Origin of the sequence: Rhodococcus sp. UYP9 (genome assembly GCF_040547235.1) — a bacterium.
GTDB lineage: Bacteria > Actinomycetota > Actinomycetes > Mycobacteriales > Mycobacteriaceae > Rhodococcoides.
In genome coordinates this window covers 24,404-47,772 of the sequence record NZ_JBEPPH010000003.1, presented here as the reverse complement: position 1 = coordinate 47,772, position 23,369 = coordinate 24,404, and the positions used below count along the sequence as shown (strand labels likewise).

Sequence of the window (23,369 nt, the reverse complement as noted above, 5' to 3'; positions counted from 1 at the left end):
AAGACGCCGACAAGGCGAAAGAGCGCGACCGTGTGCGCTCGGAAACGACATTTCCCAAGCACTGGGTCGTCGACGTACTCGCCTCGGACGGGGGAGTGGTGCATCTGCGCCCGATCGTGCCGTCCGATGGGAAGGCGTTGATCGAGTTCCACAGCGGACTGTCCGAGCGCACTCGATATCTGCGATATTTCGGCCCGTACCCGACCATGCCGCAGCGTGACGTCCTCAACTTCACGACTGTCGACCATCACTCCAGGGTCGCGTTCGTGGCAATACTCGGCGACGACATCATCGCGGTCGGTCGCTACGAACGTCTCCCGGAGGGGGATGGCAACTCTGCGGAGGTCGCATTCGTCGTCGCCGACGCCCATCAAGGCCGCGGGCTCGGGCCTATCCTGCTCGAACATCTCGCCGGAGCTGCAGCGGAGAACGGCGTACGGATGTTCGTTGCCGAGGTGCTCGCCGAGAACCGAAACATGGTCAGCGTCTTCCGCGAAGCCGGGTATCAGGTCAGCCGAAGCTACGAAGGTGGCGTGCTGCGTCTGGAATTCGCCATCGACCCGAGTGAAGCTCTGCTGTCGGTGCGCAATTCGCGCGAGCGAGCGGCCGAGGCCCGCAGTGTCCGAAACGTGTTGAGTCCGACCTCCGTCGCAGTGATCGGCGCCTCGACCGACAGTTCCAAGGTGGGCAATGCGGTGTTGGCCAACCTCCTTGCCGGCGGCTTCACCGGACCGGTGTATCCGGTCAATGCCGATCACAAGTCAGTGCGTGGCGTTCGGGCCTACCCGTCGGTGCACGACATTCCGGATTCAGTGGATCTGGCCATCGCAGCCGTTCCTGCCGATGCCATCGACGACGTCCTCGACGACTGTCTCGATAAAGGTGTCAAAGCCCTCGTCGTCGTGTCAGGTGGGTTCGGTGAGACCGGTGAAGCGGGTCAGGAGAGCGAGCGCCGGTTGGTACACGCGGCGCGGGCGCACGGGATGAGGCTCGTCGGACCCAATGCGCTGGGCGTCGCCAACACCGACCCGGCCTTCGCCCTCAACGCAACCCTCGCTCCGCGACTTCCGATGCCTGGGCGCGTCGGCTTCTTCTGCCAATCCGGGGCCCTCGGCATCGCAATTCTCGATCAAGCAGCAAAACGCAGACTGGGTCTGTCGACCTTCGTCTCGGCGGGCAACCGCGCAGACGTGTCGGGCAACGACCTTCTGCAGTACTGGGATTCGGACCCCGAAACAGAGGTCGTTCTGCTGTACCTCGAGAGTTTCGGTAACCCACGCAAATTCACCCGGATCGCGCGTCGCGTAGCGCGTACCAAGCCCATCATCGCGGTCAAGAGTGGCAGAGGTGCGGTGCCGCCGGCACTCGCAACGGGACCTGCTATCGATGACTCCATCGTCAAGGCGTTGTTCGAGCAGGCAGGTGTGATCCAAGTCGACACCATCGCGCAGTTGTTCGACTGCGCAATTCTGTTCGGCTACCAACCATTGCCTTCCGGGCCACGCGTCGCCGTCGTCGGCAACTCGACGGCCCTCGGAGTTCTCGCCGTGGACGCTGCGCGCGCCGACGGATTGCACGCGGGAGTGCCGATCGACGTAGGGCCACAGGCCGGCCCGGAAGAATTCGCGGCCGCAGTGGCGGGTGCCCTCGCCGCCGGCGACGTCGATTCGGTCATCGTCGTCTTCGTGCCACCGGTGGCGGTCACGGTCGAGCCGTTCGCCAAAGCTCTCGGCGATGCGGTTCTCGGTGCTGACAAACCTGTCCTGACGACGTTCCTCGCGACCGAGGGGATACCGGACGTATTGGCCGTGCGCGGGGAATTCGGACAGCCGATCCGCGGATCGGTGCCTTCGTATTCGAGCCCGGAGCGTGCGGTGACGGCACTGGCGAAGGCCTGGCGTTACGCGGCCTGGCGGAGCAGGCCTGTGTCGACACCCCTGCGGCCCAGCGGTATCGATTCCGAACGTGCACAGTCGTTGGTTCGTGACTGGTCGGCTCAGGAACACACTCGATGGCTTTCGGATTTCGAGACCGCCGAGCTTCTCGGGTGCTACGGGATAGAGATAACCGAGTTTCGTTCGGTGATAGATGAGGACGAAGCCGTTGCTGCCGGTGAGGAATTGGGCTATCCCGTCGCGGTCAAAGCAACAGGAGCGCAGTGGAGACACCGACCGGATCTCGGTGGGGTTCGGCTGGATCTCACCGGCCCCGAGGCCACACGTCTTGCCTATCGCGCGCTCGCATCCGATTCTGGTGAGCCTCTGCTCCACGTCCAGAAGATGGCAGCAAAAGGTATCGGGTGTGTGGTGCGGGTTCAGGACGATCCGTCGTTCGGTTCGCTGATCTCGTTCGGACTGGCCGGGGTGATCTCGGATCTTCTGGGAGACAGGGCGTATCGCGTGCTGCCGTTGACGGAGGACGAAGCGGTACAATTGATCGACGCACCGAAGGCTGCTCCATTGCTGTCCGGGTACCGCAATGCAGTCCCGGTCGACAAGAGCGCGCTAGTGGACCTTGTCCAACGAGTGTCGGCGATGGCGGACGATATCCCCGAGATCAGAGAACTGGCGTGCGAACCGGTTCTGGCGTCGGCGCATGGTGCACAGATCACCGATGCACGCGTACGTCTCGGACCCGAGCCGAGCAAGAACGACCTCGGCCCGCGACGCTTGCGCTGAGCGTCACGGGCGCGACTGGTTTCTCTTTCTACGCAAAGCGGGGGCCGAGTCGGCATTCCTAGAGGGGGGAAGGAAGCCGACTCGGCCACCCACATCTGAGGGTGTGGCCGCAGGAATCTTCACCGCTGCGCCACTCGTCAGTGCGGTCGTACAGTCTTCAGCTTGCGTAGGACCGCAGCTTCTCCGCTCGGTCGCCCTGCCGAAGCTTGACCATGACCTCGCGCTCGATCTGACGAACGCGCTCGCGCGAGAGACCGAACAATTTGCCGATCTGATCGAGCGTGCGGGGCTGCCCGTCGTCCAAGCCGTACCGCAGACGGATGACCTGTTGCTCGCGCTCGTCCAGTGTGGAGAGCACTGTGCGGACGTCACTGTGAAGAAGTCCCGCAATAACCGCGTTCTCGGCGGAAGTAGCCTCGGAGTCCTCGATGAAGTCGCCGAGTGGGGCTTCCTCATCGCTGCCGACCGGCATATCGAGGCTGACCGGGTCGCGACTGTGATCGAGTAGGTCGGCAATCTTCGCGGCGGGGATTCCCGATTCGCTGGATAGTTCGTCGTCGGTGGCCTCGCGACCGAGTTGCTGATGAAGTTCGCGCTTGATCCTGGCCAGCTTGTTCACCTGCTCGACAAGATGTACTGGTAGCCGAATGGTCCGGCTCTGGTCTGCCATTCCGCGAGTGATGGCCTGCCGGATCCACCAGGTTGCGTAGGTGGAGAACTTGAAGCCCTTTGCGTAGTCGAACTTCTCCATAGCGCGAATCAGACCGAGGTTCCCCTCCTGAATCAGATCGAGCAGCGGCATGCCACGTCCGGTGTATCGCTTCGCAAGGGACACTACGAGACGTAGGTTCGCCTCGAGAAGATGGCTCCGAGCAGCACTCCCGTCACGGACGATGATCGCCAGCTTGCGCTTTTTGACCGCCGTCAAGCGCTTGGTGTTCTCCAGCACATTCTTCGCATACAAGCCAGCTTCGATGCGCTTGGCGAGATCCACTTCCTCTTCCGCAGTCAACAGCGCGGTGCGACCTATGCCGTTGAGATAGACGCGGACGAGATCCGCAGCCGGGCTCTGTGCGTCGAGATCGGCGTCGGTCGGACGTGGGCGGGTCGTAGTGCTGGGGCTGGTCATGACTTGCCTCCTGATCGGTGGTGTCTCATAGGGATCAACGTCCGGGTGTCCCCGAAAAGTTCCCACGCTCCACCCTCTGATACCCGCTTGACCAGCGTCTATCCCGTGCCCGTCCTGAGAAGTTGCTGAGAAGGTTCAGGCTTGGAACTCAGTCCTCTGCACCCTCCGGCGCGAGGAGTCCGTGACGGAACAGGCCGGTGATCAGCTCGACGGCACCCTCGAGTAGGTCGGTCTCGTCGAGATCGTTCGCCGGGGCCAACAGTGCGACCAATTCGCGTAGCGCCAGACCGTTCGGTCGCATTCCTGCGAGCAAGCGTGCGCCCAACTCGTCGATCTCGTGCTTCCAGTTCGGCCCGTTTCCGCGGTACACACGGACGACCTCCTCGCTCCACCCGTCTTCGCCCGGCAGATAGACACGTTCGAGGGCCGTCGCGGGATCGAGCCGGAACACGGCGTCAGCGGGATCGTTTTCACGAAGCCAGGCGACCCTGTCGAAATAGGCGATCGCTTCGTTGCCGAGCGGATCTTCGAATGCATGGTGAAGGTCCTCGGCCAGAACATCGCTCGGCAGGTCGGTCTTGCGCAGATAGACGAATCCGAACCCGATGCCTTCGACCTCGGCCTCGGCGAAGTGCGCCAGCCAGGACTCTGCCAAGCCCCCTCCTGCGACGTCCCGTTGATCGACCCCACCGTCTCGCAACCACGTACCTACATACAGTGCTGGGTCGGCAACGTCGCGCTGCACGATCCACGCATCCACGCCGTGATCGGGAATCCATGATGCGACACGCGCGCGCCAATCCTCGCCGCTGACGTGGATCCAGGACGCCAGAACGACGGCAGTACCACCGGGCTTCAAGTGGTTCGGGGCCTGTTCGATCATCAGTTTGCTCGCCCCGTCGAGATCGATCCCCGAGTCGCGGTAGCTGTGTTCGATCGTTCCGCGCCCGACGACGAACGGCGGGTTGGCAACGATCCGATCGAAGGTCCTATCCGCGACGGGCTCGAACCAGGATCCGCGCAGCAGCTCGATGTCATTGCCGTTGAGAGCACACGTTGCCTCGGCCAGAAGCATCGAACGCTCACTGATGTCGGTACCGGTCACGGTGTCGGCGTACTCGGCCGCGTGGATCGCCTGCACCCCACACCCGGTACCGACGTCGAGGACATCTCCTACCTGGGTGGTCGGAGTTCCGCGAAGTAGCGAGAGCGATGCCTGACCGACACCCAGTACGTGATCGGTGGCGGTTGGTAGTGGACGCATGCTGCCGTCGAGATCGGAGAAGATCCAGCGGGTGCCGTATCCGGCGTCGAGTGGTCGAATGTCGAGCAAGGCACGCACACGATCAGGCTCGACCCGCTCGACGATTCCAGCTGCGAGAGCGTCGTCGATCGAGAGCGGGGACAGGGCTTCGGCAGCCTCGAGCTCTTCGATGTCGTCGACGAGTAGGAACAGTCGAATCAGAACACCCAGGCGCCCACGATCTTTGCTCTCGCGCCGCACCGGGACAGGTTCGCTACGCATCAGGGCGGCGTGGGCGTGATCTCCGAGTGCTTCGAGAAGACTGTCGGCGTTGTAGGAACTCGTTTCGAACGCTTGTCGAAGAGATGGGCATGCAGAAAGCAGTGTTGCAGTCACCGACACAGTCTTTCAGGCAGCGAGCACCGCTGTGTCCACCCGGCGTGCCTGTCAGTCTTCGCTTGCGTCGATGACCCGATGGGAGCGGGCCTCGATCTGTGTCGACTCGACGTGTCGGCCGTCGTAGCGGCTCACTTCGTTCTTGGTCCGCGGCGGGCGATCGTTGGCGATGAGTACCGCAATCCAGGGGAGAGGGATGGAGACCCCGACGATCGCCATCGCTATCCACGGATTGGCCCACATGCTGTACGACACGGCGGCGAGAACCAGCGCGGGGATACGGAAAGACATGATGAACATGTATTTCCGCACGCGAGCTTTGTGCTGATCTTCGACCGACTGCTGCGCCTCGGTGATCAATGTGGGGTTACGGGCCGATCCACTCTCGGCCGAGCCGGAAAACCCCTGGGTTCTCGTCATCCCTCCACTGTGGCACTACCTCACCCGGAATGCACTTGTCGGCGTCGTTCGTCTCAGAACGACGGATGCGGAATAATCGAATCATGAGCACTCAGACGAAAGACCGCCCCGAGATCGCGCCGGACGAAACCACGGAAGACGACCGACCGAAGTTCTTTCATTACGTGAAGAAGAACAAGATCACCGAAAGTGCTGTCATGGGCACACACGTCGTCGCGCTGTGCGGTGAAGTTTTCCCGGTGACCAAATCGGCGAAGCCAGGCTCGCCGGTGTGCCCAGACTGCAAGAAGGTCTACGAGGGATTGAAGAAGGGCGACTGACCGCGGTCCGGATCCTGCAGATGGTCGCCGGAGGGCGGGACTTTGGGGGTAGGGCCCGGGTGAGGTGGGCCGTCGGGTTCCGCCGAGGTGTCGGGTGAGGGTGAACTCCCCGATGCTTCCTTGAACCTGTTCGATCGCCCCCTGTCCTGTCCGACCCGGATCGGGCCTGTGGCCAACCTCCACGCGACCGCTGTCACCGGCCCCGACTCCTCGGAATCTGCCTGCGCAGCGAGCCATCCCTTCATCTGATCGATCCTGGTCGCCCGCGCGGGGAAGAACTCCTGGATGGTCGCGTTGAACTCTGCGCCGAGAACGACTGCGAACCCCAGGAAGAAAGTGAACAACAGAAACGCGATGGGAGTCGCGAGCGCGCCGTAGGTGTAACCGGTTCCGGTGATCCAGGTCAGATAGCGGCGAAGCACCGCGCTGGCGATCATGAAGAACACGCCCGCCAGCAACGCTCCTCCGAGAAGTCGGTGCCACGGGAGCGAAGTGTGCAGCGCCACCTTGTAGAGCGTGGTCAATCCGGCGATGAGAAGCAGTCCGACGGCGGGGTAGTAGAAGAAGTCGATCAGTTCGGTACCGATTTCGAACCATGAACCCGGGAGGATCTGCTTCACGTACGTAGGGCCCAGCGCAACCAGCGGTAGGACGAACACTGCTGCGATCAGAAACGCCACGTAGAGCAGCAGGGCGAAGACTCGCTGCCAAATCGGGTGACGTGCATCCTGCTGGCCGTGCGCTTCGACTATCGAATCGACGAACGTGGAGATCGCCGACGATCCCGCCCACAGAGACAAGACGAAACCGGCGGACACGACCTCGCCTCGTCCTTGCTGGAGTATGTCCTGCACGGTCGGGGTGATGATGCCGTCGACGACGCTGTCGCTGAAGACCGTGCTGCTGAAGGTGATGATCTTCGACTCGATGATGTCGATGGTGTTGGGACCGAACCAGCCGGCGACGAACCCGAGACTGCCGAGTACTCCAAGCAACAACGGCGGGAGTGAGAGCGTCTGCCAGAACGCCGCAGTCGCAGCTTTGCTGAAGATCGAGTCGTCCCAGGACTTGGTCAGTGTGCGAAGCGTCACAACCCAGATGGATCGAAGCGGCCGTCTCCTGGACAACTGCCCGCTCGGTGGTGTTTCGCCTGCAGAATCACTCATGATTCCTCCAGCATTCCTGAACGAGGCTCGGAGTGCCCGTTTGCACCCGTCGTGTCGCTGGAGGAGTCGAACGATCGAGCCCCTCGGGTGCTCCTTCCGATGCGAGATCGGTCGGTGCGGAGCGATAGGCTCCACGGCGGGAACTGCAGGGCAACCGAGAGCGCGAGGAATTCGATCGAATGCCAGGAACCGGCGGGCCAGTGAGCGCTGACATGACCGAAGCCGAATCAACAGACCGAAGAGCACCCACCGAAAGTTCGGCAGGTGGCGCGCCGCTGCGCGCATGGCAGAGACGCGCCCTGACCCGATATCTGGTGGCCTCACCCAAGGATTTTCTCGCTGTCGCGACGCCGGGAGCAGGTAAGACCACCTTCGCCTTGCGCGTCGCATCGGAGCTGTTGGCGCACCGAACCGTCGATCAGATCACCGTCGTCGCCCCGACCGAACACTTGAAGCACCAGTGGGCGGAATCCGCTGCTCGCGTGGGAATTGCGCTCGACTCTCGCTTCTCCAACTCGACCGGTCAGACCTCGAGTGACTACCACGGCGTGGTCGTCACGTATGCCCAGATCGCTTCACACCCGTTCCGCCATCGGGTGCGCACCGAGGCTCGACGCACGCTTGTCATCCTCGACGAGATCCATCACGGTGGTGACGCCAAGAGCTGGGGCGAGGGCATCCGCGAGGCCTTCGGTGACGCAACCCGCAGACTGGCGTTGACCGGTACGCCTTTCCGCAGCGACGACAGCCCGATTCCGTTCATCAACTACGAACCGGACGACGAGGGGTTGATGCGTTCACGCGCCGACCACTCGTACGGCTATTCCGAGGCTTTGGCCGACGGTGTCGTACGGCCGGTTGTGTTCCTCGCGTATTCGGGTGAGGCGCGGTGGCGAGACAACGCCGGGGAAGAGTTCACCGCACGACTGGGTGAGCCACTGAGTGCCGAGCAGACCGCACGGGCGTGGCGGACAGCTCTCGATCCGCAGGGCGACTGGATGCCCGCTGTGCTGTTGGCCGCACACACCAGACTCGGGCAACTGAGGGCCGGAGGCATGCCGGACGCAGGTGGACTCGTGATCGCCACCGACCAAACCGTTGCGCGTGCCTACGCCAAGCTGCTCGAGGTGATCACCGGGGAATCACCGTCGATCGTTCTGTCCGACGACCCGACGTCGTCGGCGCGGATCGCCGAGTTCGGGAAAAGCACCCAACAGTGGATGGTTGCGGTCCGGATGGTGTCGGAAGGCGTCGACGTTCCGCGATTGGCAGTGGGTGTGTACGCGACGAGCGCGTCGACACCGCTCTATTTCGCTCAGGCCATCGGTCGTTTCGTTCGATCACGCCGCAAGGGCGAGACCGCAAGCGTTTTTCTGCCGTCGGTGCCGGTTCTGTTGGACTTGGCAAGTCAGCTCGAGGCGCAGCGTGACCACGTCTTGGGTAAGCCTCATCGCGAAAAGGACGGGTTCGACGACGAGTTGCTCGCCGATGCCAACAAGCAGAAGGACGAGCTAGGCGAGGAGGAGAAGGCGTATACCTCGCTCGGTGCGGACGCGGAGCTCGATCAGGTGATCTACGACGGATCCTCTTTCGGGACCGCGACATTCTCGGGAAGCGACGAGGAAGCCGACTACCTCGGCCTTCCTGGGCTGTTGGATGCCAAACAGATGCGGGACCTGCTTCGTCAACGCCAGCAGGAACAGATCGACAAGCCGACAGCACCCGGATTGTCCGTCCCCGCTCCGATAGCGGTGTCCGAACGTGCGTCCTCGGCCGGCCAGCTGGCCGGGCTTCGTCGTGAACTCAACAGTCTGGTTGCCGTGTACCACCATCGCACCGGGAAGCCTCACGGGATCATTCACGGGGACTTACGGCGCATCTGTGGTGGGCCACCGACCGCCATGGCCACCGCAGATCAGCTGAGCGAGCGGATCGTTCAACTGCGGAAGATGTAACGAGCAGAAGTTGGATCCCGGACACAGTGCAGAACGGGTGGCCACGATTTCTCGTGGCCACCCGTTCTGGTGTCGAATGACTGTCGATTAGTCGGCGCATGCGCCTTCCGATACGAGCGAGCCGGTTACACTGCAGAGTCCGATTCGGTCATCACTGTTGCGTTCACTTCACGCAGTCGGTCCTCGTGTTCCTTGGCATGATGGCCGCAGAACAGGAGTTCTCCACCGGTCGAGAGCACAACACGTGCACGAGCCCCTGCGCCGCACCGGTCGCACCGGTCGGTCGCTGTCAATTGTGGGCTGGTCAATGTTCCGGGCATGACTCCTCCGTACTGGCTTTCGGTATCAAGCGATCGCCTGGGGCCGGTCCGCCGCGTCGGTATGGCGCGGTCCGTACACTCTCTCAGACGTTTGGCAGTCGCGCGTTGTTCCCGTGGGTGTTTCTTTGTGTTGTCACTAACAAGAAATGAGCAGAAAGCCCCTGGCAGTTGGGCTTTGCCGAAATCCGCGTTCGCTTACAGCTGATTCCATTTCGTGGACGATCGGCGTTTCGGACGCGACATCGCCGGACAGGCGATGCGAACGATTCTCCACGAGTCGATTCGGCGTACCTGTCTCGTACGATGACGACGTGACCGACACCTCGCCCGTTCTGCTTCACTTGTGCAGTATCGAAGAATGGCTGTCCGTGCGCGCTTCGAGCGAAATCCGGCCGCCTGGTTTCGACGACATCGGGTTCGTGCACCTGTCCACCGCGGAGCAGGTCCATCTACCCGCCAACAGACTATTTGCGGGACGAACCGATGTGGTCCTGCTTCTCGTGGACCCCGATCGTCTCGGATCACCAGTGTGCTGGGAGCCCGGCGTGCCGGGGGATCCGGAAGCGATGCACTTTCCGCATCTCTACGGGCCACTGCCCACGTCCGCGGTCATCGGCGTCGTCGACTATGCCCCGAACGAGGATGGGCAGTTCGGGCCTCCGAAGCTTTGATCGTCCCCATCGCGTGCCTGCGAACTGTCAGTGCCTACCGAACCGATGCCGCCCGAATGTTCGCGACCGGATACACGAAAGCCGCCGCCCACTAGGTGGACGACGGCATTCTGCGCTGACGGTAGAGAATCAGTCCAGGTAGTCCCGAAGTACCTGCGAACGGGATGGGTGCCGCAGCTTGGACATCGTCTTCGACTCGATCTGTCGAATACGCTCACGGGTCACGCCGTAGACCTGACCGATCTCGTCCAGCGTGCGAGGCTGTCCGTCGGTCAGACCGAAGCGGAGACGAACGACACCTGCTTCTCGTTCGGACAGCGTCTCGAGTACCGACTGGAGTTGGTCCTGAAGCAGCGTGAACGACACGGCGTCCACCGCCACGACAGCCTCGGAGTCCTCGATGAAATCGCCGAGCTGGCTGTCGCCCTCGTCGCCGATCGTCTGGTCGAGCGAAATCGGCTCACGAGCGTACTGCTGGATCTCGAGGACCTTTTCAGGCGTGATGTCCATTTCCTTGGCGAGCTCTTCGGGGGTGGGCTCACGGCCCAAGTCCTGAAGAAGCTCGCGCTGGATACGGCCGAGCTTGTTTATGACCTCGACCATGTGTACCGGGATGCGGATCGTACGTGCCTGATCGGCCATGGCCCTGGTGATGGCCTGACGGATCCACCACGTGGCGTACGTGGAGAACTTGTAACCCTTGGTGTAGTCGAACTTCTCGACGGCACGAATCAGGCCCAGGTTTCCTTCCTGGATCAGGTCCAGGAAGGCCATCCCGCGGCCGGTGTATCGCTTGGCCAGTGATACGACAAGTCGAAGGTTGGCCTCGAGAAGGTGATTCTTTGCGCGGTTACCGTCGCGGCAGATCCAGGTGTAGTCGCGTCGTGCGGCCACGGGGAGCTTCTCGCCCTTTTCGGCGAACTCGCGCATCTTTTCGGTCGCGAAGAGGCCTGCTTCGATTCGCTTCGCGAGCTCGACCTCTTCTTCGGCGTTGAGAAGTGCAACTTTGCCGATTTGCTTCAGGTACGCGCGGACCGAGTCGGCCGAAGCGGTGAGCTCGGCATCCTTACGGGCTTGACGAAGCGCCTCCGACTCCTCTTCGTCCCAGACGAAGTCTCCGGACGCCTTGTCCTCTGCAGTGGGCTCTGTGGTCGACTCTTCTTCGGTGTCTGCGCCCACGGCAACAACCTCGACGACGTCGTTGGCTGCCGCGGCGATATCTCCTTCGGAGATGTCGATCTCATCGATGCCGGGGGCATCAGCGTCGGAGTTCGTATCTTCGGTGGACTTCTTCGCGGGTGCTTTCTTCGCAGGAGCTTTCTTGGCTGCTGCGCGTTTGGCGGGAGCTTTTTTGGCGGCGGCTTTCTTGGCCGGTGCTGACGCGACCTTTGCCGCTGGTGCAGCTCCGACCTCCAGGGTCGTGCCGGTCGGTGCTTCCGCAGCAGGTGCAGTGGACGCAGACTCCGATGCTGAATCTACGGTCTGACGAATATCGGTGGCTGCCACGTACGCCCTTTCGTGACGGTGTCGTGCGGCGTCACGCCAGAGTGGTTTCCGGCGGAGAGGTCTTGTCGAATGTGCCGGCGTGCAGACCGGCTTCCCCCATTGTAACGACCCACAGGAACTTTGTTACCGGTCGATGGCTGTATCGCGCGCTGTGTCGGCTGCTAGAGCCGCACCGACGATGCCTGCGGTGTTCAACAAAGTGGCTGCCACCACGGGCGTTCTATTGGTCAAGTGCGGAATCCACTTCGCGCTCTTGCGACTTATTCCCCCGCCGGCAATGAAAAGATCGGGCCATAGCAAAGCCTCGAACGTCTCGAGGACCTTCGATACTTCCTTGGCCCACTCCTTGTAGGACAAATCCTTGGACTCCTTCACCGACGAGGCGGCGCGATGTTCCGCTTCTTTGCCGTCGACCTCCAGATGTCCGAACTCGGTGTTCGGAAGCAATACACCGTTGTGAAGAACAGCGGACCCGATTCCAGTGCCGAAGGTGAGTAGCACGACGACACCGGTCTGGTCTTTGCCTCCACCGAAGCGGTCTTCTGCAACACCTGCAGCGTCGGCATCGTTGAGGACAGTGATGTTGTCGTTGCCGATCGCCTTGGCGAACAAGGCCCTTGCGTCGGTGTCGATCCAGGACTTGTCGATATTTGCTGCCGAGCGCGCAACCCCGCCGGTGACGACGGCGGGAAGAGTCACGCCGATCGATCCGGTCCAGCCGAAGTGCTGCACGATCTGCGCTACGACTCCTGCAACGGCGTCCGGGGTTGCGGGTTGAGGAGTCTCGATCTTGTGCCGGTCACCGACCAACTCCCCGGTGACCAGGTCCACGATCCCACCCTTGATTCCACTGCCGCCGACGTCGACACCGAAGCCGTGCCGATGTGCACTGTCGGTTGTGATCGATACCGAACCTGCCTCTGTCATGTGCCGCGTTCTCCTGTTGTCGAGGATCGTGCAATGAATTCGTGCATTGGAATCTGCATACTCGAAGACTGTTGTACTACCGAGAATAGATCCTCGATGTCCAATCCGGTGGGCGATGTGTCGACGACTCGACAATTGGACCGCAACCGCGAATCTCGTCGAGTGGTGTTGCCCTGTGTGGTGTGATGCGATGGTCGTGTGTCGAACCCACGTGTATCGCAGGACTTGTCGTCATCGAACCCGGGCTCAACTCTCGCAAAGGAGTTGATGGAGGTTGCACGCGAGGTTGCCGTTGCTGCAGCTGCCCATGTGCGTACGAGGCGGCCCGAGGTGTTCGGTCCCGGTGCTCCGGCGGTTGCCGTGGGGACGGACGGCGATTCGGTGCAGACCAAGAGCACTCCGACCGATCCCGTCACGATCGTCGACACCGAAACCGAGGACTTGCTTCGGGTCTTGCTGGCAGAGCGTCGACCCGGTGACCCGATCCTGGGCGAGGAGGGCGGGGGAGCTACCGACACGGTGGACGGCGTCCGCTGGGTGCTCGACCCGATCGACGGAACAGTGAACTTTCTGTACGGAATACCCGCCTACGCGATTTCGGTAGCTGCGCAGGTCGACGGTGTCAGTCTGGTCGGAGTCGTGGTCGATGTTGCGCGGGAACAGGTGTATGCCGCGGTGCGCGGGCATGGCGCGACGGTGACCGAATCCAACGGAACCACAACAGAATTGGTGTGCAATCCGGTTGTCGAGGTGCCTCTTGCTCTGGTGGCCACCGGCTTCGGATACGGATCGGCGCGGCGCACCGTTCAAGGCCGCATCATCGGCGAATTGCTTCCACTGGTTCGCGATGTCAGACGGATCGGATCTGCAGCGCTGGACTTGTGCATGGTGGCGTCCGGCTCGGTGGATGCCCATTTCGAACACGGGCTGAGCCCGTGGGATTGGGCAGCGGGTTCACTCATCGCCGAGGAGGCCGGTGCGACGGTTCTCCTGCCCGATCCCAACTCCACGAGTTCGGGTGGGGCGGTCACCGTCGCGGTCGCACCCGGTATCGCAGCTGATTTCATCGAAACGTTGCGGAAACTGGGTGCGCTGGATCCGATTCCGGCCGATTGAACGAGTCCGACGGCCGGCACTCGGTCAGCAGGGAGCTTTGCGCGCGGCCGAGAGCAGGTCGATGTCGAGCGGGGCAGGTGCGGCGCCGGGCGTCACTCCAGCCAGCGACTGCAGGACCGACTCCGCGTCCGGGTTCGGCTGCAAATCCTTGAAATAGGTTCCCAGAGCCAAGTCGACGGTGTCATCGGGGCGTCCGTCCTGGATGAGTTCGGCGCAAGGGGCAGCCAGCCACATCGTGCTCGCGGCAGCCGTCCCAGCCGCACCGAACCGGATCTGACCTTGGCACTGCATGTTCTGATCCAGGTAGACGGGATCGTTACCGACCTGGACGTCCGGTGCGCTCGCGAATCCGTAGTCGCTGAGCTCGGCGGCCACCGTTGCTGCCTGTCCGCGTTCGCCGTTCGCGTTGAACACCCGAACCTTCGTGTTCGCGACCGGCGCCGGTTCCACTTCCAACAGGGTCGTCGGGTCGACGCGTTCGCCGAGCGGTGCAGGCACGGTGCCATCGCTCGCAGGTGCTGTCGAGGGTGCATTGCATGCCACGGTCGTGGTTGCAGCCTCGCCGGCCGTGAACACTCGGATCCAGGTGACTACACCGAGGAGCGCCAGCACGAGTAGCACGATCAGAATGGGAAACGCTCGCCGGCGCCGAAACGGACGGCCTTGGTCGTCGGCCGATCGGCCCTCGGTGATCAGAGAAACCACGGTGTGGAAAGCCTTTCCGTCGGCAGAATCGAAGCTGCGCCGAGTCGAACGAGTGTCGGCGCACGCCCACTGTAGTTGGCGGTGGAGACGAAGGGCACTGCCGCTGTCCGAAGGTGCACACTCCGGCTATCTTCGGGCTGTTCGGTTGGCCGTCGGCGCCGCTTCGTACCGCTCGCGGAATGTACTGGCGCTCGAGGTTGTTCTTGCGGATTGGTCAGGTGAAAATAGGCTGCACGGCGATTCGGCCTAGCTATTCTCTCGCCGCTCGGCTATTGTCTGGCGGCCCCGGTGGTTTCAGAACGGAGCCGATTCGGTGGACCGCAAGAGCGATTGGTGAGGTCTCGATCAGGTTTCGATTACAGCTATTCGGGCAACACCCGATGTAGTTTCGGACGCCTCGACTCGGGCAGTCGCGCAGTGCAAGTGAAGGTGTAGGAACAAGGCTCGAACGGCAGCACGGTTCAGTAGTGCGAACCGAAAAGAAACAGGACGGTGGGAGCAACGTAAGCGCCCTCATCACGCTGGCGATCACGCTAGGACGTCGCCCGCAGCTACCACCGGAAACATGCAAGAGAACGAGGGGTTAGAGGAACAATGGCAACCGACTACGACGCACCGAGAAGAACAGAATCCGACGATGTCTCCGAGGATTCGCTCGAGGAGCTGAAGGCACGCCGCAACGAGGCGCAGTCCGCTGTGGTCGATGTGGACGAATCAGACACAGCAGAATCATTCGAACTTCCGGGCGCGGACTTGTCCGGGGAGGAACTATCGGTTCGTGTGGTGCCGAAGCAGGCCGACGAGTTCACCTGTTCGAGCTGCTTCCTCGTCCATCACCGGAGCCGATTGGCAAGTGATGCGGGCGGAGTTCTGGTCTGCAGAGACTGCGCTGCCTGACCGAGCACGAGAACGCGGTCGAAGTGCAGAACAACTGACGCACGGGCAGCTCGGGTCGATGTAATTCGCCGGTCCACATGAGATCGAGCGAGATGAATCGAGTGGCTCAGCCAAGACCGTTACGAGTGGTCTTCGGGGGTGGGCTGAGCCAAGGCGGCCAACAGGTCGTCCGGACGCCGAGTGCTGACCAGCCAATAGGGGGTGGGGTCATCGGGATCGTCGAGAACAATCAACACCATTTGTTTGACCCAGGTGCGGTGCTGAACGAAGGCAAGGGGATCCAGCTGCCTTCCCAGCGCCGCACTTTTTGCTGTCGCCGGTATCGCAGCGCACTTGGCGATCACATCCAGGGGTAAGTGTGCGCGCCCTACGCGGAGCTCTCCAGCTCCGTCGTTGTCGCGAACTACCTCGACCGTCATTCTGCTCGACCAGTACAAAGCCCAGATCGGGAACGGAAGCAGAATTACATACGGAAGCCACGCCCTAACTCCCGGCGCGCCCATGTGGACCTCGGCTGCGAGCAATGCACCGACAGCCAACGCTGCCGGCCACCACCACAGTGGAACCCACAGTTTTTCGGTATAGACGACAGTGCCCGTCGCGGAATCCGGGACGGCTGCGGGTTCGAGATCGTGATGTTGTTCCTGTGGCACTCGTCCAGGATACGTGCATCCCTGTCGAACACGTAGAGCCGTACGTCAAGGGAAGAGATGGACCGAGCGTCGTGGCAGCGTAGTCTCGGTGCACGTGAGCGACGATCCCAACAGTGCCTCAGCCGACATCGGCGAAGTCGATCCACCGACTGTCGCGTTGAAACGACTCGACCCAGGCCTTCCGGTCCCGAAGCGAGCCCACGACGGTGACGCCGGGGTAGATCTGCACATCACGGCCGATGCATCACTCGCTCCCGGTCAACGTTTGGTGGTGGGAACCGGAATTGCAGTGGCGCTTCCAATCGGAATGGTGGGCTTGGTTCATCCGCGCTCGGGTCTGGCCGCGAAATCCGGACTCTCGATCGTGAATGCACCGGGAACTATCGACGCCGGATACCGAGGCGAGATCAAAGTGTGCCTGATCAACCTCGACCCGAGCGAGAGCATCGAACTGGTCCGTGGGGACCGGATAGCTCAGCTCCTCGTGCAGAAGGTCGAATTGGTGTCCTTCGTCGAGGTCGAGATTCTGGACGACACGGTACGAGGGACTGGCGGCTACGGGTCGAGTGGTGGACACGCGGGCCTTCGCGTCGCCCCCAATCGACAGACATAAAACCCTGACTCGCAGAGAATGCACTGATTTCGCAGAGAAAGAGAACTGATCATGTTCGGACGGCGGAAGAAGACCGCAGCACAGGATGAAGCGTCGACCGGTGGGTTCTTCGGAGACGAAGACACCTTCGACGACTCGAGTTCGGCAGGCGGAGCCGACGCGCTCGGCACCGCGACCGCCGCGCGCGACGAAACCGTCGGTGAGCAGGCGGACCCCGATCTCGGTCCGTTCGACCTCACCGAATTGGACGAAGATCGCGACACTCTTGCCCAGACGCGACTCGATTTGGGATCGGTATTGGTGCCCTTGCCTGCGGGAGGCCAGCTGCAGGTGGAGATGAATCAGGCCGGCGCACCGCAGGCAGTGCATGTCGTCACTGCGCACGGCCGGATCACCATTGCTGCCTACGCCGCGCCGAAGTCGCCCGGCCAATGGCGCGAGGTTGCAGCCGATTTGGCTACCTCGCTTCGCTCGGATCAGTCCGCAGTCAGTATGGAGACCGGTCCTTGGGGACGGGAGCTGCACGGAGTGACATCGAACGCGGATCTGCGCTTCATCGGAGTCGACGGCTATCGGTGGATGGTCCGTTGTGTTCTGGCCGGCCCATCGGGCGCGGTCGCCAACGACTCTCCACTCGTGCAGATCGCGCGTGACGTCCTTGCACAGACGGTGGTCGATCGCGGTACCGAGCCTCATCCCGTACGCACCCCGCTCCCGGTGGTCCTTCCGGCCGCTCTGACCGCGCAACTCGCCGCGGCCCAGCAGCAGCAGGCGGAGCAGGCGCGAACAGAGCCACAGGAAGCGCCGCCTCAGCCACCGACCTCCGCCGCGCCTGCGAACCAGACAACACCCACCGAAGGCCCGCGTCGAGGCTCCTCGGGGTCTGCAATGCAGCAGCTGGGCGGCTGACACCTCGTTGGCAATGTCCGTGCGACAGGTGATCAGTCATGCCGACGGGCATCTGTATCAGTCGACGAGGCTCTTCAGATCCTGCATCGAGCGGTGACCGAGCACCCCTGGATCGGCACCGATGTCGGCAAGGGCGACAGTGGACAGGCGTGAGTTCGGAATTTCTTCGTGCCACGTCCGCGCAACGTCCATCGGATGGACCGGATCGTCGACGGCGCCGATCACTGCGGTGGGCACGAGGGTGCTGCGTAGTTCGTCGAGAGTGGGCGCCACGTAGCAGGCCGCTTCGGCGAGAGCGCGGGGAAGATCGGGCCATTGCGACGCCCATGAACGCCGGAGAGTCGACGCCAGCCAGTGCGGAGTCGTCGCTTCCATCGCTGCAGTCACCGCGTCGAGCCCGGAAGCGTCGAGTTGTTCCTTGGTGTACCTCGCGCTGAGTGCCGCCGGTGCGTCGGTTGGATCGGCGATCCAGGGCGGCAAGGCTGCCAGGACACCGATCACCGACTGTGGGTGACGGCGCGCCCAGGAGAGCGCCACCGCGGCGCCGATCGAGATGCCGCCGACGATGATTCGGCCGTGTCGGTGCGCCGCTGCAGACATCGCCTCCTCGTAAGAGGCGACGATGCCGATGGGGTTGGGGCTCACTGCTTCGATCGTGGCTCCTGCTGCCGCTACCGCCGCTGCAAATGCGTCGAATGCGAACTCCGCATCCGATCCGGTACCCGGTAGGACCACCACGTGAGTTGCCGGTCTCGTCACGTTCATTCCGGTGATTGTGCCCGGTGGCTTACACGGACCGTCGACCGGACGATTCGGCCCCGCGGACGCGGTTGAACTGGCGGTTGGCCGTCGGCCTCACGCGGGGCTACAGTGGCGTTGGTACAGGTCTTCACAGCGATGTAACTCGTCGCAGATGCTTCCAGGAGCGCACCATGGCACCCGTTGCCGCAGGATATTTTCGCAGGCTCACGCGTAAGTTGACGGAGGACATCCATCAGCTCGATGCCGAAGAGATGGCGGAAACTTCGGAAGCGTCGGGCGCCCGCCGTGCCTGTGACTGCTCCAGGGGCGAAGAAGTCACGATGTTGGGGCGCTTGCGAAGCGTCGAAGCGTGCTCGAAGGCGGCCAACGCAAACATCGAAGCCGAGTTCTTCGACGGCACCGATCCCGTGACGCTGGTGTGGATCGGCCGACGAAAGATCGCCGGAATCGAGCCAGGCAAGACCGTCCTCATCCGAGGCCGGGTGGGGGAGCGAAACGGCCGAAAAATCGTCTACAACCCGTACTACGAACTCCGCGACGACTCCTGACCGCGTTCATGTGGCACGCTCGATGATGTGACCGAGAGAGACAGTCGCCCGATGGGTGGCCAGAACACACGCCCCGAGCTCGACGTTCCAGCCGACGGAACCGGGCCCGAGCACAGCTTCTTGGGTCAACCGGGCGCACCGGCAGATCAACCGTCCCAGCAGGTCGAGCACACGGAGTCCGACGTCGTCGATGTTACGGCGAGTCTGGACGAAGAGAGCAAGCAAACTGTCCTCGAGCAACTCGGCGGCTTGACCGGGTTGGTGTCCTCGACCCTTCCCGTAGTGGCGTTCGTACCTGTCAACAGTAGGTTCGGGCTTGCGGTCGGGATTTGGTCGGCCCTCGCAATCGCACTGGGTGTGTTGGTGTGGAGATTGTTGCGGCACAATCCGATTCAGCCGGCGATATCGGGATTCTTCGGTGTCGGGATATGTGCGTTCATCGCGTACCGAACAGGCGACGCGAAGGGCTATTTCCTTTTCGGGATCTACACGAGCCTGCTGTACGGCGCAGTCTTCCTGGTGTCGATGCTCGCTCGATGGCCCCTCGTCGGGGTGGCTTGGGGATACCTGAACGGCAACGGCACCACGTGGCGGTCGCACCGTCGATCGGTTCACTCCTATGACATCGCCACGTTCGCGTGGGCACTTGTCTTCGGTGCCCGCTATCTCGTGCAGTCCGAGTTGTACGACGCCGACCAGACCGGTTGGCTGGCCGTCGCACGCATCGGCATGGGTTGGCCGTTGACCGGCGTCGCACTTCTGGTCACGGTCTGGGCGGTTCGACGGGCCGATCGAGCGATCGAGGAAGTGAACGAACCAACAGACGACCGATCAACCCGTCGCGATGTTGGTCAGGCCGACCGCGGCGCGTAGGTCGTTCTCGACTTCCACGGAGGCTACGAACAGCAGTTCGTCTCCACCCTCGAGCGGATCGTCCTGCTGCGGGACGATGACACGGCCGCCACGAAGAATGGTCACCAGTGCTGCGTCACGTGGGAGCAGGAGCTTCCGAACGGGCTTGCCCGCCAGCGGGGTGTTCTCCGGAAGCGTGATCTCCACCAGGTTGGCCTGTCCTTTGCGGAAGGTCATGAGGTGAACGAGGTCGCCGACCGAGACGGCCTCCTCGACCAGCGAGGCAAGCATGCGCGGGGTGGACACCGCTACATCGACGCCCCACGATCCGTCGAAGAGCCACTCGTTTCGAGGATCGTTGACGCGCGCGACGACTCGGTTGACACCGAATTCTGTCTTGGCCAACAGGCTCAACACCAAATTCGCTTTGTCGTCTCCTGTTGCTGCGATCACGACGTCGTATGTCTCGAGGTTAGACGCTTCGAGGAGTGAGAGCTCGCACGCGTCGGCCAGCACCCATTCCGCTTCCGGAATCGCCTCGGGTTCGACGTGGTCGAGTTTGCGCTCGAGCAGCATGACCTTGTGTTCGCTGCGAATCAGTTCTCGGGCAATGGATCTGCCGACGGCGCCGGCGCCGGCGATTGCGACTCTCATGGGTTCCCGTTCGTCTCGGTGCGGATGTGACTAGTCGTCGGAGGGCGGGGGATTGGCTGCCAGCGCGATTGCCTCGGCAACCGTCCCGGACACCGCTGCGATATAGATCTCGTCGTCTGCCTGAATGATCGTGCGCTTGTCGGGTAGAAGTCCGGTGCCGAATCTGATGAGGAATGCCGCACGTGAACGAGTCGATTCTTCGAGCAGTGCCAGCTTCTTGCCGATCCACCCCTCGTGAATGTCGAGTAGAACAACTGCGACATTGCCCGAAGGATCACGCCATTTGGTGGTCGGATCGTCGCGCAGAAGATTATGAAGGAACCGATCGGTAGCCCAGGGGACTGTTGCCACAGTGGGAATCCCCAACCGCTCGTATACCGCCGCACGCTTCGCGTCGTAAATACGAGCGACGACCTTGTCGACGCCGAATGTCTCGCGGGCGACGCGCGCGGCGATGATGTTGGAGTTGTCACCGGAGGAGACGGCTGCGAACGCCTCGGCCTTCTCGATCCCGGAGCGCACGAGGACGTCCCTGTCGAAGCCCATGCCGATGATGCGGTGGCCGTCGAAGCTCGGATCCAGACGGAGGAAAGCGGTCTCGTCTCGATCGATGACCGCCACCTCGTGGCCGATTCGGTGAAGCGCACCGGCCAACGATGCGCCGACGCGGCCACACCCCATCACTACTACGTACACAGGCTCCAGCTCCGTTCGGATAGCGTCGATTCGTCTTCCGGCAAGGGACCGGCGACTCTCGGTGCTCGTACAACAAGGTAACCGTCGGCACGTCGCCGTTCGAGCCCAGCCGGTGCTGCGATGCGAAATCCGGGCATTTCAGGAATGCGGTGGATGCCCGTCGAACTTGTTCGGCGAGTTTCGGACGCACCGGTGGTGCGGCCGTATTCGGACGGCCTACGCTTTGCACCGTGTCCAAGGTTTCGACCGCCGCCAAGCGGCTAGTGCTCGGTAGGCCGTTCCGCAGCGACAAGCTCGGTCATACCCTACTTCCCAAACGAATAGCGCTTCCCGTTTTCGCCTCGGACGCCATGTCCTCGGTGGCCTACGCGCCGGAGGAGATATTTCTCGTCCTCTCGGTCGCCGGAATCTCCGCTTATGCGTTGACGCCGTGGATCGGCCTTGCCGTCTGCGTCGTGATGGCTGTCGTTGTCGCAAGCTATCGGCAGAACGTGCACGCCTATCCGTCCGGCGGCGGCGACTATGAGGTAGCGACGGTCAATCTCGGGCCCACGGCCGGGCTCACGGTGGGCAGTGCGCTGATGGTCGACTACGTGTTGACCGTTGCGGTCTCGATATCGGCCGCGGCATCCAACATCGGCTCGGCTGTGCCGTTGGTGGCCGAACACAAGGTGTTGTTCGCCGTCGTTGCGATCGTGCTCATCACCTCGATCAACCTGCGAGGAATCCGAGAATCCGGCGCGGCCTTTGCCGTTCCCACCTACGCATTCATGGTCGGCATGGTGTTGATGCTGGCCTGGGGGCTGATCCGGGTGTACGTCTTCGGTGAGGATCTGAAGGCGGATTCGGCAGTCTTCGAGTTGAAAGCCGAGGACTCGAATCTGTACGGAATCGCCTTCGCATTCCTCATCGCACGAGCGTTCTCTTCCGGCTGTGCTGCGCTGACCGGTGTGGAGGCCATCAGTAACGGCGTGCCTGCATTCCGCAAACCGAAGTCGAAGAATGCCGCGACGACCTTGCTCATGCTCGGCGTCATCGGCATCACTCTGATGATGGGAATCATCATTCTGGCCGAGAAGATCGGCATCAAGTATGCGATGGATCCCGGTGAGCAGTTGATCGGCGCCCCCGAGGGCTATCAGCAGAAAACTTTGATCGCCCAGTTGGCGGAAACCGTCTTCTCCGGATTTCCGATCGGCTTCTTCTTCATCACCGTCGTCACTGCTCTGATCCTCGTACTTGCCGCGAACACGGCATTCAACGGGTTCCCGGTGCTCGGATCGGTTCTTGCGCAGGACCGCTACCTTCCGCGTCAGCTTCACACACGCGGTGATCGCCTTGCCTTCAGTAACGGCATCCTGTTTCTGTCCGGCGCCGCGATCGCGTTCGTCGTCGTGTTCGGTGCCGAAGTGACGAAGCTGATTCAGCTCTACATCGTCGGAGTATTCGTCTCGTTCACGCTGAGCCAGACGGGAATGATTCGCCACTGGACCCGCTTGCTGCGCAGCGAGAAGGACCCGGACCAACGTCGACACATGTTCCGCTCGCGGATTGTGAACAGCATCGGCCTGGCCATGACTGCCACCGTGTTGGTAATTGTGCTGATCACGAAGTTCGCAGCCGGCGCGTGGATTGCCATCGTGGCCATGATCGCGATATTCGTTCTGATGCGGATGATCCGCAAGCACTACGACACGGTGGCACGCGAGCTCGAGAACGAAGAGTGGGACGGCGTCCTGCCGAGTCGGACACACTCGATCGTGCTGGTGTCGAAACTGCATATGCCCACGATGCGCGCGTTGGCATATGCGCGCGCAACCAGGCCGGACACACTCGAAGCCATCACGGTGAACGTCGATGAACAGGACACACGTGCACTCGTTCGGGGGTGGGAAGCGAGCGACGTCACGGTACCGCTCAAGGTCGTCGAGTCGCCGTATCGTGAAATCACCAGGCCGGTCCTCGACTACGTCAAGAGGGTGCGCCGGGATTCGCCGCGCGACGTCGTGACCGTGTTCATTCCCGAGTACGTCGTCGGACACTGGTGGGAGCAGATTCTGCACAACCAGAGTGCCCTCAGATTGAAGAGCCGCCTGCTGTTTCAGCCAGGAGTGATGGTGACCAGCGTCCCGTGGCAGTTGCACTCGTCGGAGAAAGCGAGACGCGAGTCCATCCAGAACGCTCCGGGTGCGTCCCGCCGCGGGTACGAACCGCCGACGCCGAAATGAGCACG

At 62.3% G+C, this 23,369-nt stretch carries 23 protein-coding genes; 11 read left to right on the top strand and 12 right to left on the bottom strand.

All coding sequences use genetic code 11. The features are described from left to right. Window positions 1–32 precede the first annotated feature (32 nt). Window positions 33–2,678: a bifunctional acetate--CoA ligase family protein/GNAT family N-acetyltransferase gene (locus tag ABIB36_RS09905; RefSeq protein ID WP_354559721.1), complete on the top strand. Its 2,646-nt coding sequence runs from the start codon at window positions 33–35 to the stop codon at window positions 2,676–2,678. A gap of 157 nt (window positions 2,679–2,835) precedes the next feature. On the opposite strand, the gene ABIB36_RS09900 is transcribed toward ABIB36_RS09905, so the two are convergent. The 3 genes from ABIB36_RS09900 to ABIB36_RS09890 form a co-directional block, all read right to left on the bottom strand. Next, window positions 2,836–3,807 carry a sigma-70 family RNA polymerase sigma factor gene (locus tag ABIB36_RS09900; protein ID WP_084348725.1) on the bottom strand — a complete coding sequence of 324 codons (972 nt, stop codon included), beginning with the start codon at window positions 3,805–3,807 and terminating at the stop codon, window positions 2,836–2,838. 148 nt (window positions 3,808–3,955) lie between these two features. Further along, window positions 3,956–5,446: a DUF7782 domain-containing protein gene (locus ABIB36_RS09895; protein ID WP_354559651.1), complete on the bottom strand. Its 1,491-nt coding sequence runs from the start codon at window positions 5,444–5,446 to the stop codon at window positions 3,956–3,958. Between the two features lie 51 nt (window positions 5,447–5,497). Beyond that, entirely contained in the window at window positions 5,498–5,866 is a 369-nt protein-coding gene (locus tag ABIB36_RS09890; RefSeq protein WP_084348726.1) for a DUF3099 domain-containing protein, read from the bottom strand. A gap of 83 nt (window positions 5,867–5,949) precedes the next feature. On the opposite strand from ABIB36_RS09890, the gene ABIB36_RS09885 reads away from it, so the two are divergent. Further along, on the top strand, window positions 5,950–6,186 hold the full coding sequence (locus ABIB36_RS09885; RefSeq protein WP_084348727.1) for a DUF3039 domain-containing protein: 237 nt from the start codon (window positions 5,950–5,952) through the stop codon (window positions 6,184–6,186). Here the strand turns inward: ABIB36_RS09885 and ABIB36_RS09880 are convergent. Further along, window positions 6,159–7,352 (bottom strand): YihY/virulence factor BrkB family protein, encoded by a 1,194-nt coding sequence (locus ABIB36_RS09880; protein ID WP_354559653.1) that lies wholly within the window; start codon window positions 7,350–7,352, stop codon window positions 6,159–6,161. The genes ABIB36_RS09885 and ABIB36_RS09880 overlap by 28 nt on opposite strands. 212 nt (window positions 7,353–7,564) lie before the next feature. Here ABIB36_RS09880 and ABIB36_RS09875 point away from each other — a divergent pair, with 212 nt between their 5' ends. Beyond that, entirely contained in the window at window positions 7,565–9,307 is a 1,743-nt protein-coding gene (locus ABIB36_RS09875) for a DEAD/DEAH box helicase (protein ID WP_084348729.1), read from the top strand. A 125-nt stretch (window positions 9,308–9,432) separates the two neighbouring features. Here the strand turns inward: ABIB36_RS09875 and ABIB36_RS09870 are convergent, their stop codons facing one another. After that, window positions 9,433–9,627 (bottom strand): DUF7455 domain-containing protein, encoded by a 195-nt coding sequence (locus tag ABIB36_RS09870; RefSeq protein ID WP_084348730.1) that lies wholly within the window; start codon window positions 9,625–9,627, stop codon window positions 9,433–9,435. A 311-nt stretch (window positions 9,628–9,938) separates the two neighbouring features. On the opposite strand from ABIB36_RS09870, the gene ABIB36_RS09865 reads away from it, so the two are divergent. After that, window positions 9,939–10,298, top strand: coding sequence for a DUF952 domain-containing protein (locus ABIB36_RS09865; protein ID WP_256895918.1), 360 nt, complete (start codon window positions 9,939–9,941; stop codon window positions 10,296–10,298). 129 nt (window positions 10,299–10,427) lie between these two features. On the opposite strand, the gene ABIB36_RS09860 is transcribed toward ABIB36_RS09865, so the two are convergent. Next, the gene (locus ABIB36_RS09860) at window positions 10,428–11,804 is read right to left on the bottom strand and encodes an RNA polymerase sigma factor (RefSeq protein WP_084348732.1); all 1,377 of its coding nucleotides are present in this window, start codon (window positions 11,802–11,804) and stop codon (window positions 10,428–10,430) included. A 123-nt stretch (window positions 11,805–11,927) separates the two neighbouring features. Further along, complete coding sequence (ppgK, locus tag ABIB36_RS09855; RefSeq protein ID WP_354559656.1) at window positions 11,928–12,731, bottom strand: polyphosphate--glucose phosphotransferase; 804 nt, start codon at window positions 12,729–12,731, stop codon at window positions 11,928–11,930. A 267-nt stretch (window positions 12,732–12,998) separates the two neighbouring features. On the opposite strand from ppgK, the gene ABIB36_RS09850 reads away from it, so the two are divergent. Further along, window positions 12,999–13,847 carry an inositol monophosphatase family protein gene (locus ABIB36_RS09850; protein ID WP_084348734.1) on the top strand — a complete coding sequence of 283 codons (849 nt, stop codon included), beginning with the start codon at window positions 12,999–13,001 and terminating at the stop codon, window positions 13,845–13,847. 24 nt (window positions 13,848–13,871) lie between these two features. On the opposite strand, the gene cei is transcribed toward ABIB36_RS09850, so the two are convergent. Next, complete coding sequence (gene cei, locus ABIB36_RS09845) at window positions 13,872–14,552, bottom strand: envelope integrity protein Cei (RefSeq protein WP_084348735.1); 681 nt, start codon at window positions 14,550–14,552, stop codon at window positions 13,872–13,874. A 594-nt stretch (window positions 14,553–15,146) separates the two neighbouring features. On the opposite strand from cei, the gene ABIB36_RS09840 reads away from it, so the two are divergent. Continuing rightward, the gene (locus tag ABIB36_RS09840; protein ID WP_084348736.1) at window positions 15,147–15,449 is read left to right on the top strand and encodes a DUF4193 domain-containing protein; all 303 of its coding nucleotides are present in this window, start codon (window positions 15,147–15,149) and stop codon (window positions 15,447–15,449) included. A gap of 119 nt (window positions 15,450–15,568) precedes the next feature. On the opposite strand, the gene ABIB36_RS09835 is transcribed toward ABIB36_RS09840, so the two are convergent. Next, window positions 15,569–16,021 (bottom strand): DUF3093 domain-containing protein, encoded by a 453-nt coding sequence (locus tag ABIB36_RS09835; protein ID WP_354559723.1) that lies wholly within the window; start codon window positions 16,019–16,021, stop codon window positions 15,569–15,571. Between the two features lie 208 nt (window positions 16,022–16,229). Here ABIB36_RS09835 and dut point away from each other — a divergent pair, with 208 nt between their 5' ends. Both dut and ABIB36_RS09825 read left to right on the top strand, forming a co-directional pair. Beyond that, entirely contained in the window at window positions 16,230–16,715 is a 486-nt protein-coding gene (gene dut / locus ABIB36_RS09830) for a dUTP diphosphatase (protein ID WP_354559725.1), read from the top strand. A gap of 51 nt (window positions 16,716–16,766) precedes the next feature. After that, window positions 16,767–17,624, top strand: a complete 858-nt coding sequence (locus ABIB36_RS09825; protein WP_084348739.1) for a DUF3710 domain-containing protein — start codon at window positions 16,767–16,769, stop codon at window positions 17,622–17,624. Between the two features lie 57 nt (window positions 17,625–17,681). On the opposite strand, the gene ABIB36_RS09820 is transcribed toward ABIB36_RS09825, so the two are convergent. Further along, the gene (locus ABIB36_RS09820; RefSeq protein ID WP_354559659.1) at window positions 17,682–18,389 is read right to left on the bottom strand and encodes an alpha/beta fold hydrolase; all 708 of its coding nucleotides are present in this window, start codon (window positions 18,387–18,389) and stop codon (window positions 17,682–17,684) included. A gap of 167 nt (window positions 18,390–18,556) precedes the next feature. Here ABIB36_RS09820 and ABIB36_RS09815 point away from each other — a divergent pair, with 167 nt between their 5' ends. Continuing rightward, window positions 18,557–18,934 carry an OB-fold nucleic acid binding domain-containing protein gene (locus tag ABIB36_RS09815; protein WP_084348979.1) on the top strand — a complete coding sequence of 126 codons (378 nt, stop codon included), beginning with the start codon at window positions 18,557–18,559 and terminating at the stop codon, window positions 18,932–18,934. A 204-nt stretch (window positions 18,935–19,138) separates the two neighbouring features. After that, window positions 19,139–19,807, top strand: a complete 669-nt coding sequence (locus ABIB36_RS09810; protein ID WP_354559727.1) for a DUF3159 domain-containing protein — start codon at window positions 19,139–19,141, stop codon at window positions 19,805–19,807. Here the strand turns inward: ABIB36_RS09810 and ABIB36_RS09805 are convergent. Both ABIB36_RS09805 and ABIB36_RS09800 read right to left on the bottom strand, forming a co-directional pair. Beyond that, complete coding sequence (locus tag ABIB36_RS09805; protein WP_084348742.1) at window positions 19,766–20,440, bottom strand: potassium channel family protein; 675 nt, start codon at window positions 20,438–20,440, stop codon at window positions 19,766–19,768. The two genes, ABIB36_RS09810 and ABIB36_RS09805, sit on opposite strands and share 42 nt — an antisense overlap. 30 nt (window positions 20,441–20,470) lie before the next feature. Next, entirely contained in the window at window positions 20,471–21,136 is a 666-nt protein-coding gene (locus ABIB36_RS09800) for a potassium channel family protein (RefSeq protein WP_179142417.1), read from the bottom strand. Between the two features lie 230 nt (window positions 21,137–21,366). Between ABIB36_RS09800 and ABIB36_RS09795 the strand changes: the two genes are divergently transcribed. Continuing rightward, a complete protein-coding gene (locus ABIB36_RS09795; protein ID WP_084348744.1) occupies window positions 21,367–23,364 on the top strand; it encodes an APC family permease in 1,998 nt (665 codons plus the stop codon). Window positions 23,365–23,369 lie beyond the last annotated feature (5 nt).

What these genes read in the sequence shown, in the direction of transcription:
- ABIB36_RS09900 (WP_084348725.1), bottom strand. Translation starts at nt 3,807, where the DNA reads ATGACCAGCCCCAGCACTACGACCCGCCCACGTCCGACCGACGCCGAT.
- ABIB36_RS09890 (WP_084348726.1), bottom strand. Translation starts at nt 5,866, where the DNA reads ATGACGAGAACCCAGGGGTTTTCCGGCTCGGCCGAGAGTGGATCGGCC.
- ABIB36_RS09885 (WP_084348727.1), top strand. Translation starts at nt 5,950, where the DNA reads ATGAGCACTCAGACGAAAGACCGCCCCGAGATCGCGCCGGACGAAACC.
- ABIB36_RS09880 (WP_354559653.1), bottom strand. Translation starts at nt 7,352, where the DNA reads ATGAGTGATTCTGCAGGCGAAACACCACCGAGCGGGCAGTTGTCCAGG.
- ABIB36_RS09875 (WP_084348729.1), top strand. Translation starts at nt 7,565, where the DNA reads ATGACCGAAGCCGAATCAACAGACCGAAGAGCACCCACCGAAAGTTCG.
- ABIB36_RS09870 (WP_084348730.1), bottom strand. Translation starts at nt 9,627, where the DNA reads ATGCCCGGAACATTGACCAGCCCACAATTGACAGCGACCGACCGGTGC.
- ppgK (WP_354559656.1), bottom strand. Translation starts at nt 12,731, where the DNA reads ATGACAGAGGCAGGTTCGGTATCGATCACAACCGACAGTGCACATCGG.
- ABIB36_RS09850 (WP_084348734.1), top strand. Translation starts at nt 12,999, where the DNA reads ATGGAGGTTGCACGCGAGGTTGCCGTTGCTGCAGCTGCCCATGTGCGT.
- ABIB36_RS09840 (WP_084348736.1), top strand. Translation starts at nt 15,147, where the DNA reads ATGGCAACCGACTACGACGCACCGAGAAGAACAGAATCCGACGATGTC.
- ABIB36_RS09825 (WP_084348739.1), top strand. Translation starts at nt 16,767, where the DNA reads ATGTTCGGACGGCGGAAGAAGACCGCAGCACAGGATGAAGCGTCGACC.
- ABIB36_RS09820 (WP_354559659.1), bottom strand. Translation starts at nt 18,389, where the DNA reads ATGAACGTGACGAGACCGGCAACTCACGTGGTGGTCCTACCGGGTACC.
- ABIB36_RS09815 (WP_084348979.1), top strand. Translation starts at nt 18,557, where the DNA reads ATGGCACCCGTTGCCGCAGGATATTTTCGCAGGCTCACGCGTAAGTTG.
- ABIB36_RS09805 (WP_084348742.1), bottom strand. Translation starts at nt 20,440, where the DNA reads ATGAGAGTCGCAATCGCCGGCGCCGGCGCCGTCGGCAGATCCATTGCC.